This window comes from Polaromonas sp., assembly GCF_035638815.1.
In the GTDB taxonomy this organism is placed as follows: domain Bacteria; phylum Pseudomonadota; class Gammaproteobacteria; order Burkholderiales; family Burkholderiaceae_C; genus Polaromonas.
This window is the reverse complement of record NZ_DASQZG010000026.1, coordinates 35,931-51,287: the sequence shown is the minus strand read 5'-3', so window position 1 is coordinate 51,287 and position 15,357 is coordinate 35,931. Positions and strand designations below refer to the sequence as shown.

18 protein-coding genes are annotated in these 15,357 nt (G+C 61.4%); 5 read left to right on the top strand and 13 right to left on the bottom strand.

Annotated features, from left to right (window positions below; genetic code table 11):
• Positions 1-358: 358 nt before the first annotated feature.
• The 4 genes from VE934_RS15830 to VE934_RS15815 are packed head-to-tail and all read right to left on the bottom strand — an operon-like array spanning position 359 to position 3,310.
• A complete protein-coding gene (locus VE934_RS15830; RefSeq protein WP_324889227.1) occupies positions 359-820 on the bottom strand; it encodes a GNAT family N-acetyltransferase in 462 nt (153 codons plus the stop codon).
• 21 nt (positions 821-841) lie between these two features.
• Complete coding sequence (locus VE934_RS15825) at positions 842-1,885, bottom strand: alpha/beta hydrolase (RefSeq protein WP_324889225.1); 1,044 nt, start codon at positions 1,883-1,885, stop codon at positions 842-844.
• Positions 1,882-2,808, bottom strand: a complete 927-nt coding sequence (locus VE934_RS15820) for an alpha/beta hydrolase (RefSeq protein WP_324889223.1) — start codon at positions 2,806-2,808, stop codon at positions 1,882-1,884. The genes VE934_RS15825 and VE934_RS15820 overlap by 4 nt, the downstream gene beginning before the upstream one ends.
• A gap of 13 nt (positions 2,809-2,821) precedes the next feature.
• Positions 2,822-3,310, bottom strand: coding sequence for a nuclear transport factor 2 family protein (locus tag VE934_RS15815; protein WP_324889221.1), 489 nt, complete (start codon positions 3,308-3,310; stop codon positions 2,822-2,824).
• A gap of 247 nt (positions 3,311-3,557) precedes the next feature.
• Here VE934_RS15815 and VE934_RS15810 point away from each other — a divergent pair, with 247 nt between their 5' ends.
• Together VE934_RS15810 and VE934_RS15805 are read left to right on the top strand one after the other, a co-directional pair.
• Complete coding sequence (locus VE934_RS15810) at positions 3,558-3,845, top strand: DUF3606 domain-containing protein (protein ID WP_324889219.1); 288 nt, start codon at positions 3,558-3,560, stop codon at positions 3,843-3,845.
• A gap of 72 nt (positions 3,846-3,917) precedes the next feature.
• On the top strand, positions 3,918-4,913 hold the full coding sequence (locus tag VE934_RS15805; protein ID WP_324889217.1) for an LLM class flavin-dependent oxidoreductase: 996 nt from the start codon (positions 3,918-3,920) through the stop codon (positions 4,911-4,913).
• Positions 4,914-5,047: 134 nt separating this feature from the next.
• On the opposite strand, the gene VE934_RS15800 is transcribed toward VE934_RS15805, so the two are convergent.
• The 4 genes from VE934_RS15800 to VE934_RS15785 all read right to left on the bottom strand — a co-directional run bounded on the left by VE934_RS15800 (position 5,048) and on the right by VE934_RS15785 (position 7,950).
• A complete protein-coding gene (locus tag VE934_RS15800; RefSeq protein WP_324889215.1) occupies positions 5,048-5,485 on the bottom strand; it encodes an FKBP-type peptidyl-prolyl cis-trans isomerase in 438 nt (145 codons plus the stop codon).
• A gap of 54 nt (positions 5,486-5,539) precedes the next feature.
• On the bottom strand, positions 5,540-6,286 hold the full coding sequence (locus tag VE934_RS15795; protein WP_324889213.1) for a hypothetical protein: 747 nt from the start codon (positions 6,284-6,286) through the stop codon (positions 5,540-5,542).
• A 249-nt stretch (positions 6,287-6,535) separates the two neighbouring features.
• Positions 6,536-6,856, bottom strand: coding sequence for a quaternary ammonium compound efflux SMR transporter SugE (gene sugE / locus VE934_RS15790; RefSeq protein WP_324889210.1), 321 nt, complete (start codon positions 6,854-6,856; stop codon positions 6,536-6,538).
• A gap of 206 nt (positions 6,857-7,062) precedes the next feature.
• On the bottom strand, positions 7,063-7,950 hold the full coding sequence (locus VE934_RS15785; protein WP_324889208.1) for a LysR family transcriptional regulator: 888 nt from the start codon (positions 7,948-7,950) through the stop codon (positions 7,063-7,065).
• Between the two features lie 89 nt (positions 7,951-8,039).
• On the opposite strand from VE934_RS15785, the gene VE934_RS15780 reads away from it, so the two are divergent.
• Complete coding sequence (locus VE934_RS15780; protein ID WP_324889206.1) at positions 8,040-9,044, top strand: NAD-dependent epimerase/dehydratase family protein; 1,005 nt, start codon at positions 8,040-8,042, stop codon at positions 9,042-9,044.
• A 48-nt stretch (positions 9,045-9,092) separates the two neighbouring features.
• Positions 9,093-9,839 carry a DUF4386 family protein gene (locus VE934_RS15775; protein ID WP_324889204.1) on the top strand — a complete coding sequence of 249 codons (747 nt, stop codon included), beginning with the start codon at positions 9,093-9,095 and terminating at the stop codon, positions 9,837-9,839.
• A 128-nt stretch (positions 9,840-9,967) separates the two neighbouring features.
• On the opposite strand, the gene bamE is transcribed toward VE934_RS15775, so the two are convergent.
• The 5 genes from bamE to thiL form a co-directional block, all read right to left on the bottom strand.
• Entirely contained in the window at positions 9,968-10,534 is a 567-nt protein-coding gene (gene bamE, locus VE934_RS15770; RefSeq protein WP_324889202.1) for an outer membrane protein assembly factor BamE domain-containing protein, read from the bottom strand.
• Positions 10,535-10,656: 122 nt separating this feature from the next.
• Positions 10,657-11,892: an MFS transporter gene (locus tag VE934_RS15765; protein ID WP_324889200.1), complete on the bottom strand. Its 1,236-nt coding sequence runs from the start codon at positions 11,890-11,892 to the stop codon at positions 10,657-10,659.
• 7 nt (positions 11,893-11,899) lie between these two features.
• Positions 11,900-12,394 (bottom strand): CinA family protein, encoded by a 495-nt coding sequence (locus VE934_RS15760; RefSeq protein ID WP_324889343.1) that lies wholly within the window; start codon positions 12,392-12,394, stop codon positions 11,900-11,902.
• 8 nt (positions 12,395-12,402) lie between these two features.
• Entirely contained in the window at positions 12,403-12,870 is a 468-nt protein-coding gene (locus VE934_RS15755) for a phosphatidylglycerophosphatase A family protein (RefSeq protein ID WP_414693864.1), read from the bottom strand.
• Between the two features lie 165 nt (positions 12,871-13,035).
• The gene (gene thiL, locus VE934_RS15750; protein WP_324889198.1) at positions 13,036-14,010 is read right to left on the bottom strand and encodes a thiamine-phosphate kinase; all 975 of its coding nucleotides are present in this window, start codon (positions 14,008-14,010) and stop codon (positions 13,036-13,038) included.
• Positions 14,011-14,151: 141 nt separating this feature from the next.
• On the opposite strand from thiL, the gene VE934_RS15745 reads away from it, so the two are divergent.
• Positions 14,152-15,351: a benzoate/H(+) symporter BenE family transporter gene (locus tag VE934_RS15745; RefSeq protein WP_324889196.1), complete on the top strand. Its 1,200-nt coding sequence runs from the start codon at positions 14,152-14,154 to the stop codon at positions 15,349-15,351.
• Positions 15,352-15,357 lie beyond the last annotated feature (6 nt).

The following is a 15,357-nucleotide window of genomic DNA, read 5'->3' as shown; positions in this document are numbered from 1 at the left end:
CGCGGGTGGGCCGCGTTTCAAACGCCCTTGATTCATATGGCTTTTCAGCGATGACGCAAAAACGCGCGAGCCAAGGTCACCCAGTTGAGTTGGGATGGGTGTTCATCCAGCGATGGATGGAGCTAGCCGGTTCCTCAACGCTACGGAATTTATGTCACTCTCTGTGTCTCACACCGTGCGAGCGCTTCATCCTCTGACGTAAACACATTGCTGACAAAGCAGAGGTTATGTGCAACCGTGGCACCAAACTTTGCGGGTCCGCCATCTCAGAGTCTGTGACGACGGCAAAGTGAACGACAAGGGCAGCGGTTTTGGCCCACTCATTGATGAAGTGATAGCCAGCTAGCGCCAATATTGGTCAAACATCCTGCGCATAAATGAGAAAGCCCATGTGCGCGGCGACTTTGTCATACAGCATGCGCCCCGCTGCATTGGTCGTGTGTGTTTGCCAGTACACGCGCTTGATGCCTGCGCCTTTGGCTTGCTCGTACACGCCGTGGATCAACGCACGGCCCACGCCGCGTCCGCGTGTTGATGGGTCGGTAAACAGGTCTTGCAGGTAGCAGGTCAGTTCAATACGCGTGGTGCTGCGGTGGTACAGGTAGTGGGTCAGGCCCAGCAATTTCCCATCGGACTCTGCCACCAGTGCAAAGACGGGTTCCAGCGGATCGAAGAAGCGCTGCCAGGTGGCCTGGGTGATCTCTGGTGCCAGTGCGGTTTCATCCTTGCGGCCGTAAAAGGCGTTGTATCCGTCCCAGAGGGGTTTCCATGCGTCAAAGTCAGATTGCTGGATGGCGCGTACGGTGATGGGTTGGGGCATGTTCGTGAGAGGTTTCCGAATTCAAGGTTGAGATGCGGTTTTTGGCTGGTTCTGCTGAGTGGCGGGGGCGGTTTCATACACGCGGGCAAGCAACTGCCTGAAAGCTGGCAGTTGCGCTACGGGGGTTGGGCGCAGTACGCCCTGCTCTTGCAGTACGGAGATGAGTTTGGTGGGGGCTACGCGTTTGTCCCCGACAATTTCTACATGGCCCGCATTGACCTCAACGCGCCGGGTACGCGTGTCGGTCTCGACAGCCGCCTGGCGCTGCTCCGCCAAGGTGAAAATATCATCGTCCTCCACGCAGCGTCCACCTTCTTCGCGCCGGCAGGTGTTGCGTTCGTCGGTATCGATCTTCAGGTAGTCAGTCACTTGCGGCGCTAGGGTGCCCGGCTCGCGGATGAAGCGCGAAGAGAATGTGATGTCGGCCCACTTGGGGCCTGTGGCGATGTAGCAGCTCAAAGGCAGGAGGCCGATGGAGAGTGGGTACAGCCATGACTTGCCGCAAGTGCGTGCCGAATCGATGCCCGAAAAAGGGCCGGAGATGGTGACAAGGCGCAAACTGGATGGCCCGACGGGCGATGTCTGGCTGATGGATTCAGTCATCGACTTGCGGGCAATCAGTGCGCCCTGGCTATGACCTATGAGTGTGATTTGCGGTGCACGGGTTTGCGCAGCCAGTTGCCCCATGGCTTGCTGCAGGTCACTGGCAACCTTCGACAACCTGGCCCGGTCGTCATAGGTGTAACACGCTGTCTGCTGGCCATGAAAGGCCAGCACTTGGGCCAAGCCCCTGAACTGCCCGGACGATCCGAAGCAGCCGTGCACCAACACGTGAACAGGTTTGCTGGCGTCCAGGTGCAGGCTGCGGTCCGGGTTGTCTGTGCAGGGGCCAAGGCCGGCAATGTTAAGCGTGGTGTTCGGCGTGGGCAGCTGGCCTTGCTCAATGTTGAAATACGCCGGGTTGATGGGCTCATATGTGCCGCATCCGCCCAGCAGGGCTGTGGTTGCGACTAATACTGAAGCTGCGGCGAAGCGCATCGCGGCTGAGGTTGATTTGAGCGTCATGAGGTCTTTGGGGTATTAAAAAATTGAGCCAAAGCGTTGGCGGTTTCCTGTGGCAACTCCTCGGGAATAAAGTGCCCTGCAGGCATGGCGTGGCCGCTGACGATGCCGGTGCACTGCGCCTGCCACAGGGCCAGGGGGTCAAACAGTTTTTGCACCACACCGCGCTCGCCCCACAACACCTGCATGTCACACACAACCTTTTCTCCGCGCGTGCGGCTTTCGCGGTCGTGTACCAAATCAATGGTGGCGCTGGCGCGGTAGTCCTCACACGCTGCGTGAATGGCTTCAGGTGCGCAAAAGCAGCGCTCGTATTCGATCAGCGCCTCGGCTTCGATATAACCCAGGCCGCTGCTGCCCCAGCCACCCAGCTTGGCGTGCAGATAGGCGATGGGGTTGCCGCCAATCATGGTTTCAGGCAGCGGGTTGGGTTGGATCAGATGGAACCAGTGGTAGTAAGCCGTTGCAAAACGCATGTCGGTAGCGTTGTACATGTCAAGCGTGGGGGCAATGTCAATCAGGCAAAGTTTGTCCACGCGTGCGGGGTGGTCCAGCGCCAGCCGGTGTGCCACACGGCCACCGCGGTCATGACCGCAGAGGTAAAAGCTGCCGCGGCCCAGCGCTTCCATCACGCCCACGGCATCCTGCGCCATGTTGCGTTTGCTGTAGTTGCTGTGATCGGGCAGGCCGGGGACTTTGGATGAGTCGCCATAACCGCGCAGATCAGGCAACACAATGAAGTAGCGCGACCGCAATGCCTGCACCACCCGGTGCCACATGACATGGCTTTGCGGAAAGCCATGCAGCAGCAACAGCGTTGGGCCCTGCGGGTTGCCACCAAAGCGGGCAAAGATGGAGGTGCCGTTGACCTCGAAGTCGCGCGCTTCAAAACCTTCAAACCAGGTGTCGGGCAGGGTAGAGGCCATGGTGCGTTTCCTCTCAGGTCCTGGCGGACAAATATTTCTGCAAATTACGCGCCGCGGTTGTACTAACCTTGGCACGCAGAAACGGCGTCCAGCCAAGCAGAACGCCGGGTGTGCCCAGTGCCTGGCGTGACCAGGCCCAAAAATTAAAACTGTCACGGTGAGTGGCAATCAATCCCTCCGGGGTGAAGGTGAAGCGGCCGTCAATGATGTTGTGCACCATGCGCCCGGTAGCGCTGAAGCGGTAGTGCGCCTCCCAGTGCGCTTGCCCGCTGGTGGCATCGGCGCGGATGCCGCTGTACTCAAGCTTCCACACATCGCGCCCTTTCGCCTTCGTGGCATCACACAGCATGTGCCACATGCCTGTCACCTGCTTGTGGCCGCGAAGCGAAAAAGCCTCGTCGTCAAAACTCGCATCGGGCGCGTAGCACTGCGCCATGGTGCCGGAGTCAAGACGCGAAAAAGCGTCGTAAAACTTCTCGAGGGTTTGCTGATTGGGGTGCATGGAGGCTTTCAAGGTGCTGCGCGCGGCCTATACAAGTGGAATACACAGCTGCAGGACGAGTATGGAAATCGTACACCTGTATAAAGCCGCAGCGGTGAAATTGCTTTTTTGCATCAAAAAGCATGAGCGGCGGCGCAAACCCTGTGACATATTGCCCCGGGCCCCCCAACTAACACCATTGCCCCTAGTCCTTGTCACATAGCGGACGTATAAACATCCTTCCGACGACTATCTCAGGAGAGACGACATGAGACCCCAGCATTCAAATCGCGCCCCGGCTGATGCCCAGAGGGTCAACGTGTATGAGCCATGGGAAGAGCTGTATTGGGGCGAAAAGCTGCGCTGCACCTCTGAGCAGTTGCGCGCAGCGGTAGATGCGGTGGGCGTCTCGGTCGCAGATGTCAAGGCCTATCTGGACAAGTCAAAACGCAGCCATGGCAGCCTGGCCGTCCACCCCTCACCATCCTTGCGGCACCAGATGTCGGCCCAGGCCCACAAGCTCCTCGCGAGCAGTCGCGTACACCTCTTTCAATAAATTGCAGCGGGGCGTGGGTCCATGAGGTATTGAAGGCATTGATAAAGCCTCAAGCCGACCCATCTGCCCTGCATGATTCCTTTTTCCGTTCTGGACCTCTCCCCCATCGCGGAGGGCGGCGACGCCGCACAGTCGCTGCGCAACACCCTTGACCTTGCACAACACGCCGATCGCTGGGGTTACCAGCGCTACTGGCTCGCCGAACACCACGGCATGCCCGGCATTGCCAGCGCAGCGACCGCTGTGGTCATTGGGCATGTGGCGGCAGGCACCTCGCGTATCCGGGTGGGCGCTGGCGGCATCATGTTGCCCAACCATTCGCCGCTGGTCATTGCCGAACAGTTTGGCACTTTGGAGTCCTTGTTTCCTGGCCGTATTGACCTGGGACTGGGCCGGGCGCCCGGCTCTGATCAGGTGACAGCGCGCGCACTGCGGCGCGACCTGAATGCCAACCCCGACGAATTTCCGCAGGACGTGGTGGAGCTGATGCATTACTTCGGGCCCGTGACCGAAGGCCAGCGTGTGCGGGCCGTGCCGGGCGCGGGGTTGAATGTGCCGGTCTGGATTTTGGGCTCCAGCCTGTTCGGCGCACAACTGGCCGCCGAGCTGGGCTTGCCTTTTGCTTTTGCGTCGCACTTTGCCCCGGCGCAGATGATGCAGGCCATCGACATTTACCGCAGCCGCTTCAAGCCATCCGCGCAGCTGGGGCGTTCTTATGTGATGCTGGGCTTCAACGTGTTTGCAGCCGATACAGATGAAGAAGGACGTTTGTTGTCTACCTCCATGCAGCAGGCTTTTGTCAACTTGCGCAGTGGGCGATCGTCAAGGCTACAGCCGCCAGTGGCGGACTATGCAGAGCGGCTGGGGCCACCGGAGCGGGCTATTCTGGCGCAGACGCTCAGCTGCGCTGCAGCGGGCGGGCCCGATACCGTGCGGCACGGCTTGCAGGACTTTATTGCCCGCACAGGTGCTGATGAGTTGATGATCACCTCGCAGATTTTTGATCACAAGGCGCGCCTGCGCTCTTACGAGATCACGGCGGGCGTGCAGGCCACCGGTGCGGCTTAGTTTGCGTCAATCCGCGCGCAACTGATCTGTCATCCCGGGCCTGACCCGGGATCCATCTCACGATGAACCGTCAGTCTGGGTCATGCCAGCATGGATCCCGGGTCAAGCCCGGGATGACAAGCCGAGGGTTGTTCCTATTTCTTGACTTCCAGCAACTCAATTTCAAATTGCAGCGTTGCATTCGGCGGAATCACGCCACCGGCTCCGCGCGAACCGTAGGCAATCGCTGCCGGGCAGGTGAGCTTGGCCTTGCCGCCCACTTTCATTTTCTGCACACCCTCGGTCCAGCAGGGGATCACGCGGTTCAGCGGAAATTCGGTTGGCTCGTTGCGTTTGTAAGAGCTGTCAAATTCGCGCCCATCGGGAAAACTGCCGCGGTAGTGCACCTTCACGGTGTCACTGGCCGCAGGGCTGGCGCCGGTCCCTTCTTTGAGTGCGCGGTAAACCAGACCGCTTGAGGTGACGGACGCACCGGCTTCTTTGGCCGCAGCGGCCGCAGCCACATCGGCTTGCGCACAAGCTGCGGTGGAAAGTACCAATGAACAAATACCGGCGCTGAGGATGTGTCGCATGAAAGATTTCCTTGAGTCTTGAGATATAAAAATTCCCGATGGTGGCCTGAACGGTCACCGGGGCGCGTTGAAAAACAGGTCTTTGTTGTCGTTCCACCAGGGATCGTTCACGCCTTTGAGCAACGCGTCCAGTGCGAAGGCTTTCTGGCTGATCACCAGCCGCGCAGCGCAGCGGCGCAGGGCATGAAAGGACTCTTCGCTCTCGTTGAGTTTGGGGCACTTGGGATGCAGCTTTTCAAAGTAGTAGGGAGGCCAGGTGCCGGTTGCGTTGGTGTCTTCCTCTGAGAGCCAGTACACCTGGTCGCTGTTTTCCACATAGCCGCGCTCATACAGCTGTGAAGGCAAACCTTGTTTGACCAGATAGCTGCGCAGCCGTGCGGCCTGCACGTCGAAGGCCGGCGGTGCATCTCCCGGTCGGGGCACTGCATTGGCCGTTGAAACGGCGGGCGGTTTTTGCAGACCTATGCGCCCTCTGGGAACCAAACGCCAGGCCCCGGACAACCAGACAAGGGCACAGGGCCCGGCACAGTCGGTCGTCGCCACCACGTAGGGGTAGAGCGGGGCCAGTGTTTCTGCCAGCTGCAGCGCCTCCGTGTGGTCACCGCCGGATATCGCCAGCTCGACGCGGCCCAGTGCCGACCATGCGTCCGCGGGTTTGCGTTTGAAGAGTTGAATCAGCCTGGCCGTATCTCCCTGCATAACCTGACCGCTGATTCGCAGACCGCGTGCAACGCCGGCCTGGGGGCCTTCGGTGAATGGGTTGGTGTACTGGAACTCAAGTGCCTGTGCACCTGGTGCCATCACCAGTACTCCCATCGCGCAAGCGATACGACCGACTTGGCGCCACGAACGCAATACGCGGCAGCTCACTGCCGGAGCAGCGTTGTGCCAAATTCTCTGGATCCATCGCGGTATCAGCATCAAGTCCCTGTTCAATTCGCCAGTCAAGCGGGTGTGCCACGGGCGAAAAACCAACTCTACACGCCCGTTGCTGCCGCACAGTGCGTGATGCACTACTTTACATACCGGGAGCCAACGGCCCACCAGGCGCTACGTTGGGCTGGTGAGTTTGAGTCCCAGAATACCGGCAACGATGAGGCCAACGCAGCCAATTCGCGCCGCCGTCGCGGGCTCAGCAAACAGCACGATGCCCAGAATCACCGTACCCACTGCGCCAATGCCGGTCCACACCGCATAGGCTGTCCCGACCGGCAGGCTGCGCATCGCCAAGCCCAGCAGCAGGACACTGAGTGCCATGGCCACCAGCGTGCCAATGCTCGGCCAAAGTTTCGTAAAGCCTTCGGTGTACTTCAGGCCGATGGCCCACGTCACTTCCAGCAGACCGGCAATAAAAAGCAGAACCCAAGGCATACCAACTCCTGTCAAACGTGTGAATGTGGACCGGGGTACGGCCTCTGTAGGTCCGTCCCTTGCTATGTAAACAATAGCTGCTTACGCCCGTATATAAGGGGTGAGAGGCCAATTTAACCTCAAATCATGGCTGCATCCGGCTGTTGTGTATCAACCACCCGGGGAAAACGGGGGCTTGTCAAATATGCGCCCCCTCAGCGTGCATCCTAAAGCGCACGAGGCAGAGCCTGCGCCAGAAAGTCATACACAGCCCGGATGCGGCGGCTTGTGCGGATTTCGCGGTGCACGGTCAGCCACACCGGCAGCGGCGGCACCTTGATCAACGGCAAGATGGCCACTACCTCCTTGTCCGTCGCGGCCATGTAGTCTGAAACAAAACCAATACCCAGCCCTGCGCGCACGGCTTCCCAGTAGGCGATCAGGTCGTCACTGCGAAAAACAAAGGACTCGCGTGTGACCGGCACACCAAACGCTGTCATGCCGCGCTGAATAGTTTCATCGCGATCGGCGCCCACCAGATCGTGCTGCAACAAGTCGAGCGGTTGCCGGGGGGTGCCGCGCCGGCGCAGATAGTCGCGGTGCGCATAGGTGCTCAGCGTGATTTTGGCGATGCGCTTGACCACCAGGGTAGCCTGATCGGGCTGCGTCATGCGTACGGCAATGTCGGCCTCGCGCCGCAGCAGGTTGCTGACAGCGTTGCTCGCCACCAACTCCACCTGCACCTCGGGCAGCGCCAGACGCATCCGCGCCAGGATGGGCGGCAGCAGGTAACACGCCACAGGCTGGCTGGCCGTGATGCGCACTGTTCCCGATGCACCCGCTTCCGCGCCGGACACCTGCCGCGCCAGCTGGTTGGCGGCGCTGTCCATCGCCCGCGCTGCCTGTGCCAGCTGCAGCGCGGTCGGAGTGGGCAGCAGTCCGCGTCCCGTGCGCTCGAATAGCACCACGCCAAGCTGGGCTTCCAGCTCGGCGATATGGCGACCCATGGTGGGCTGCGTGGCGCCCAGTGCCCGGGCGGCCCCCAGCAGGCTGCCCTGGTCCAGCGCTGCCAGAAATGAGCGTACCAGCCGCCAGTCGAAGTTGTTGATATTCACTTGTGCATATCAGTTGTAAAGAGTTAGTGGATTGTCGAACAGCTTGCAAGTTTTCACAATCACCTCATCGACATCCATCGGAGCTTTGCATGAACCACCCGCCTTCCGTTCTCATTCTTGGCGCCCGAGGCCGCTTTGGCCGCGCTGCCACCCAGGCGTTTGCCAGTGCGGGCTGGACAGTGCTGGCGCAGCGACGCTCTCCCCGTGCCGTTTCGGGCGCAGTGCATCCTCTCATCCGGTGGGTGGACCTGGACGTGGAGGACACCGCCGCGCTGGCAGCTCAGGCGCGTGGGGTGTCAGTGGTGATTCACGCGATGAACGCCGCCTACACCAATGCGGCCTGGCGCACGGAGGCGCCGGGCCAGATGCGCGCGGCCATTGCCGTCGCCAAAGTCCTCGACGCGCTGCTGACGTTTCCGGGCAACGTCTACAACTTCGGCGCCACCATGCCGGGCGTGCTGCGCGAGGACACGCCTCAGCGCCCCAGCAACGCCAAAGGCGAGGTCCGCGTCGGACTCGAGCAGCAACTGGAAGAGGCGGCGCAAGCGCATGGCCTGGTCAGCGCGGTGATCCGGGCAGGGGACTTTTTTGGAAGCGGAACGGGATCACTCTTTGATCGGGTGCTGGTGCCCAAAATCGCCAAAGGGCGCATGGGCTACCCGGCCGCGCTGCACATTCCCACCGCCTGGGCCTACCTGCCAGATCTGGCGCAGACCTTCGTGCGCGTGGCGCAGCGGCGCGAGGTATTGCGCGGTGCGCAGACGTTTCACTTCCGCGGTTACCAGCTCACCGGCCAGGACTGGCTTGACGCGATCACACCTGTGGCACGCGCGCGTGGCTGGCTGGCGGAGGACGCGCAGCTCAAGGTCGATGCCCTACCCTGGCCGCTGCTCAGGGTGCTGGGGGTGGTGATGCCGACCATGCAGTCGCTGGTGGAGACGCGTTATGTCTGGAACACACCGCACGCGTTGGACAACAGCCGTTTGCAGGCGCTCATCGGCACCGAGCCCCACACGCCGCTTGCTCAAGCGGTTCAACAGGCGCTTGCCGATCTGCTGACCGACACACAAGAGCCGGCGCTGCGTTCAGCCTGAACTCAATGCCGTCAATTTTTTGCCGTTTAACCATTCCCTGGAGATCTCATGACGAACACTCTGACTGCCAATCGCTTTCCGGCTGACCCAGCTCCTGCGACGGCCCACGCGCAACCCAACCGCTTGTTGGACGCGGCTATCCTGATTGGCACTGGCCTGCTTTCTTTTGCACCCATCGCCATCCTGGGCCCCTCCATCGGCTGGCCGGCATCACTACGCGCGCCGGCTGCAGACCAGCTGGCCGCGATCTTCAGAGAGCAGGGAGCTGTTGCTGCCGGCTACGGGGTCTATCTGCTTTTTTCAGTGCTGGTGTTACCCGTGATGCTGGTGGTGGCGCGCCGTGTCTTCGGTAATCTCGCACACCCGATGGCCCAGTTGGTGATCGCCTTTGCGGCGCTGTCGGTGCTGGCCCGCAGTATTGGCATCTTGCGCTGGCTCACCGTCATGCCGCAGCTTGCGACAGCGCATGCGTCGGCGGACCCGCAAGGCCAGGCCGTCATACAGACCGTCTTTCGCGCAGTGACCGTGTGGGGCGGCGGCATTGGTGAGCTGCTGGGCGTGGCCCTCTTCATGGCAGCGTCGCTCAGCATCGCCATGATGGGTGCCCTGCGTTTGCGCAGCACCCCGGCTTGGCTAGCCGGTTTGGGGCTAGTGTCGGCGGCACTGTTGTTCGGCATGTTCTTGCCCACGGTCGGCATTGCATTCCCAGTGCCGATCGCGGTATCAGCCAGCCTGGTCTCTGTATGGATGCTGGCCTTCGGTGTGTGGGTTGCCGTCAGCAAGCGCACCGCCTGATTCGCGAAACGCGTTTTGGGCCGGGGCATTACTACGGCCGAAGCACTCGTTCTGCGAGGTGGGGCCTGCGCGACGCTGCGGCTTGCAGGCCCACATCCTCCCGGCCGCGTAGGCAGGAAGCGCGGTTTTTACTCCATCACGATCTGGCTGCGTGCCAAGGGCAGCGCGCCAATTTCCTTGACCAAGCCCTGCGCATCAAAAACCACCTGGAATTCTTCATTCATGTTGAGCCAGTAACGCCAGATATTGGCTTCAAGCCGGGGGTTTTCGCTGGTGACGGGGTAGCCCACGGACATCAGCACCTGCTCACGGGTCATGCCGACGAAAAGTCGTGAAGACTTGATGGCTTCGCGAACGCGGGGCGGGAAGGTGCTGATTTTGGTTTGCGGGTTGGCTGCCACCACATAGCGCTGCGCAAAAGTGTCCAGTTGCAAGTCGCGGCTGTAGTCGTTGCCCAGAATCTGGGGCTGGCCTTCTATTTGCGTCATCACGCGGTGCCGGCCATAACCCGTCACCTTGATCGGCGTGCCGGCGGGCAGCACGTATTTGCCTGGCGCCACGTAGTTGATATCGCTGATCCACTTGCCGTCTGTCCGCATATTGCAGCAAAGAAAGCCGTCGGGCATCGCTTGCGCCATCACGGCGGTGGGGGCTGCGGCCAGCAAGAGGGTGGACAAGGCAAGACGTAAAGACATGGTTTCTCCCGGTTTTGTTGTTACTGGCCATCGAGCGCTGGGCCTGGCCGGGTTGCATTATGAAGCCTGGACGGGGCAGGGTGACGACAAGCCTCCCCTGACAGCGGGCAAGACGCCGCCTGTCAGGCGGCGCGCGCCTGGGGCTTGAGCGTGCGGCGCAGCAAAAACAGCACCACTGCAAAATTGAGCAGGTTCCAGGCAATGCCGTTGAAGAAAGCTGCGTTGTAGGAACCCGTGAGGTCAAACACCTTGCCCGACATCCAGCCGCCCAGCGCCATGCCCAGCATGGTGAACATGATGACCGTCCCGACTCTGGCGCCAGCCTCGGCTGCAGGGAAATGTTCGCGCACGATGATCGCGTAACTTGGGACGATGCCACCCTGAAACAGGCCAAACATGGCCGAGATGACATAGAGCGAGACCAGGCCGTCAAACGGAATGAACAGCACCAGCGCTACGGTTTGTAATGCAGAACCCAGCAGCAAAGTGCGCAGCCCGCCAATGCGGTCACAGATGGCGCCAGAGATCAGCCGGCTCACAATGCCGCAGGCCAGCATCAATGACAGCATTTCAGCGCCGCGTGCCGCGCCAAAGCCAAGGTCGCTGCAATAAGCCACGATGTGCACCTGCGGCATGGACATGGCAACGCAGCAGGACAAACCGGCCACACACAGCAGCGCCTGCGCTTGCCCGAGGGACAGGCCAAAGGGCCGGTCGCTGGCGGCGACACCCCGAACGGTAACCGGCGCCAATGCCAGTGCAGGCGGACGCTGCCGCATCAACTGGGCCAGGCCCAGCATCGCCAGGCTGCAAAACACCGCCAGTCCCCAGTAGGTCTGGCGCCAGCCGACGCTTTCAACAAAGTGCTGGATGATGGGGGGCCATAGCGCGCCGCCCAGGTAGTTGCCACTGGCGCATACCGCAACGGCTATTCCGCGGCGCCGCAGGAACCAGAGCGAGGTATCGGCCAACAAGGGCGAAAACGTGGCCGAGCTGCCAAGCAGGCCAATCAAAACGCCGTGGGCCAGCGCAAACAACCAGACACTGCCCGACAGCGCGGCCGCAGCAAAACCCAGGCCCATGCCGACCGCGCCCAGGCTCAGCGGCATGGTCACACCAAAACGATCGGCCAGGCGCCCCATGAGCATGCCGCCGATGCCGAAGCCGATCATGAGCAAGGTGTAGGGCAACGCAGCGTCGGCCCGCGCCACACCAAAGTCAGCCTGCACTGCGGGCAACACCACAGGCACCACATACATGCCGGCGGCACCGACAGTCATTAGCGCCAGCGTGATCAGCAGACGGCGCCAGGCGGTGGCGGAGTCAATCAACTCGGCAGCGGCGGGGGCGGCGTGCATCAGGGATTTACTTTAAAAGTTGTAGCAGTCGCTGCAATGCGTGCTCCAGGGTGGACGCGCGAACCGTCGCCCGGTCACCGTCAAAATGACGGACTTCACTGGTGAGCTGGCCGTTGACCTGAAAGCCAAACCAAACCGTGCCCACCGGCTTGGCCGCGCTGCCGCCCGTGGGCCCTGCGACACCGGTTACCGCGACGGCGACTTGTGCGCGGGAGCGGCTGATGGCGCCTTGCACCATCGCGCGCGCCACTTCTTCGCTGACCGCGCCGTGCCGGGCAATCAGCGCCGCATCAACGCCCAGCAGTTCAGACTTGGCCTCGTTGGAATAGGTGACGAAGCCGCGCTCAAACCAGGCGCTGGAGCCGGCCAGGTCAGTGCACGCCGCCGCAATCATGCCGCCGGTGCAGCTTTCGGCTGTGGCCAGCATCCAGCCGCGTTTAAGCATCAAATCGGCCAGCTGCCCTTTTATGGCGGGCAGAGTTTGCTCTGAATTTAGTAGCATGTGCGCAGTCACAGAAAACGCCATGCGGCGATGACCAGCAAGGTGCAAAAAGCAGCGACAAGGTCATCAAACAGGATGCCAAAGCCGCCCCGTGCGTTCAAGCCCTTGAAGGCCTGGTCAGCCCAGCCCACCGGCCCGGGTTTGACGGCATCAAAAAACCGGAACAGCACAAACGCGACAAACTGCGCACCCAAACCGGCCGGCGTCACCAGCCAAAGGATCAGCCAGAAGGCGACCACCTCATCCCACACAATGTTGCCGGGGTCCAGCACGCGCATGTTTCTGGCGGTGACGGTGCACGCCCACCAGCCCACCACCAGCGAGGCGGCAATCAGCACACCCATCTGCGTTGGCGTCAACCAGAGCGAAAGCACCACAAAGGCCAGCCAGGCCCACAAAGTGCCGGCGGTTCCGGGCGCCACCGGGCTCAGCCCCGAGCCAAAGCCAAGCGCGATCAGATGGGCCGGGTGCGACATCATGAAGCGCGCGGTAGGCCTGCGTGGTGCCTCCGTCGGGTCGGGGGTCGCAGGGATACTCTGGGAATGTGAGGTAGGGGGAAGCATCGGGCTCAAGGTGTGGGCGCGCAGGCGCAAGCGCTGATTATCGGCAGGGCAGGCGCGGGCAGCAAGCGCCCGGCTTGGTCAGGCAAAGTGGTCGAAGGACGCGTCCTGGCGTCGCAGCTCCCGCCCATGGGCATCGATCAGACGCAGACCGGGTGCGGCATCTATCTGACCAATGCGGGTCACTGGTGTTTGCGCGTAGTGCGACGCCAGTTGCACCGCATCACGCGCTGTTACGGGCGCTGTGAAGGCCAACTCGTAGTCATCACCACCCGCCAGCACACATTGCAGCCATTTTTCGTGAGAAATAAGCTCGTTAGCCCAGGCAGAATGGGCGCGGGCAGCTAGTAAATTCATAGCAACGGAGGTCTCGATCGTGGCCCCCAGGCCGGAGGCCTTCAGGATATGGCCGAGGTCGCCAGTCAGGCCGTCGCTGATATCAACAGCCGCGCTGGCGACGCCACGCAGCGCCAGGCCCAGCGCCACACGTGGTGTGGGTTGCTCCAGGCGGTGCCGCAGGTCTTGCAGCAATTCGGCCGGCAGGGCAAGGTCCCCGCGAATCGCGTCAAGCGCCAGTCTTGCATCGCCCAGAGTACCGCTGACGTAGATGTCGTCACCCGCACGTGCACCGGAGCGCAGCAAAGCCTGTCCTTGTGGCACTTCGCCAAAGACGGTGATGCAAATGTTCAAGGGGCCTCGCGTGGTGTCGCCACCGACAAGCTCGCAACCGTGCATGTCGGCGAGCGCCAGCATGCTGCGCGAAAACGGCGCCAACCAGGTTTCATCAACGCGTGGTAAAGCCAGTGCCAGGGTGAAGGCAAGTGGCCTGGCACCGCAAGCTGCGAGGTCACTGAGGTTAACGGCGAGCGCTTTGTGTCCGAGGGTGTGGGGATCAACGTCGGCGAAAAAGTGCCGGCCTTCGACCAGCATGTCGCTGGAGATGGCCAGTTGCGTACCCGGCGCTGGTTGCAACAGCGCGCAGTCGTCGCCTACGCCCAGCACGGCTTGTGCGGTGGGGCGTGTGAAGTAGCGTGCGATCAGGTCGAATTCACCCATGGGAGGAGCATAACGTGGTGGCGTCTCTTTGCTTCGTTGCTGGATATGGAGCAAAAGACAGGCTACAACAGGCTTAGCTTGAACGACCAAGGATCTGTTTTGGCGCCTATTCCGGTTATGCAACCCTGCCAAAATCCCGCCATGCATTTCTTCAAAGACCTAAACCTCTCCGCCTTCACCGCGGGTTTCGTTGCCGTCCTCGTAGGCTTTACCAGCTCAGTGGCCATTGTTTTTCAGGCGGCACAGGCTTTCAACGCCACGCCTGAGCAGATCACTTCATGGATGTGGGCCCTCGGCTGGGGCATGGGGCTGTGCTCTGTTATTCCATCGCTGTGGTTGAAAAAACCGGTCATGGTGGCATGGTCCACACCTGGTGCGGCCGTGTTGGCAACGGCCGGGCTGGCCGGCGGGTTCTCTATGGGTGAGGCGGTCGCGGCGTTCATGGTTAGCGCTGCGCTGATCACGTTGTTTGGCGTCACCGGCTGGTTTGAAAAGGTCATGAACAAAATCCCGATGGCTATTGCCGCGGCCTTGCTGGCTGGCGTGTTGGCGCGTTTTGGCATTCAGGCCTTTGCGGCTGCCCAGACGGCATTGCCTCTGGTGCTCCTGATGCTGGCGATCTACCTGCTTGGCAAACGCATGATGCCGCGGTATGCGGTGGTTCTGACTTTGCTGGGTGCCATGGTATTTGTAGCGGTACGTGGTGAGATGAGCTGGACGGCCATGAACTTCTCCTTCGCCGTGCCGGTGTTCGTCGCTCCCCAGTTCACGTTTGCCGCGGTGGTGAGTCTGGCTCTGCCACTTTTTGTTGTGACCATGGCGTCTCAAAACCTTCCCGGCGTTGCAGCCATTCGTGCGGCGGGTTATGGCCCGGATGCGCCCGACGGCGGTATTCCGGTGTCCAAAGTCATCACGTTGACCGGCCTGGCAACGCTGGTTCTCGCGCCTTTCGGCGCATTTGCATTGAACCTGAGTGCCATCACCGCAGCCATTTGTATGGGTCCAGAGGCGCATGAAGACCCGCGCAAACGGTATACCGCTGCAGTGGCCTGCGGAGCAATCTACGTGGTGATCGGCATTTTTGGCGCGGCGGTCACCGGTCTGCTCACGGCTTTCCCCAAAGAACTGGTGGTGGCCATTGCCGGGCTGGCCTTGCTGGGCACGATAGGCAGCGGCCTTGCGCAGGCAATGCGTGACGAGTCACACCGCGAAGCGGCTCTTATCACTTTTCTGGTCACGCTGTCGGGTGTGGTGATTGCGGGCATAGGCTCGGCCTTCTGGGGCGTGGTGGCCGGCGCGGTTGCGCTATTTGTACAACAATATCGCCAACGCAGCCTTTAAGGTGCT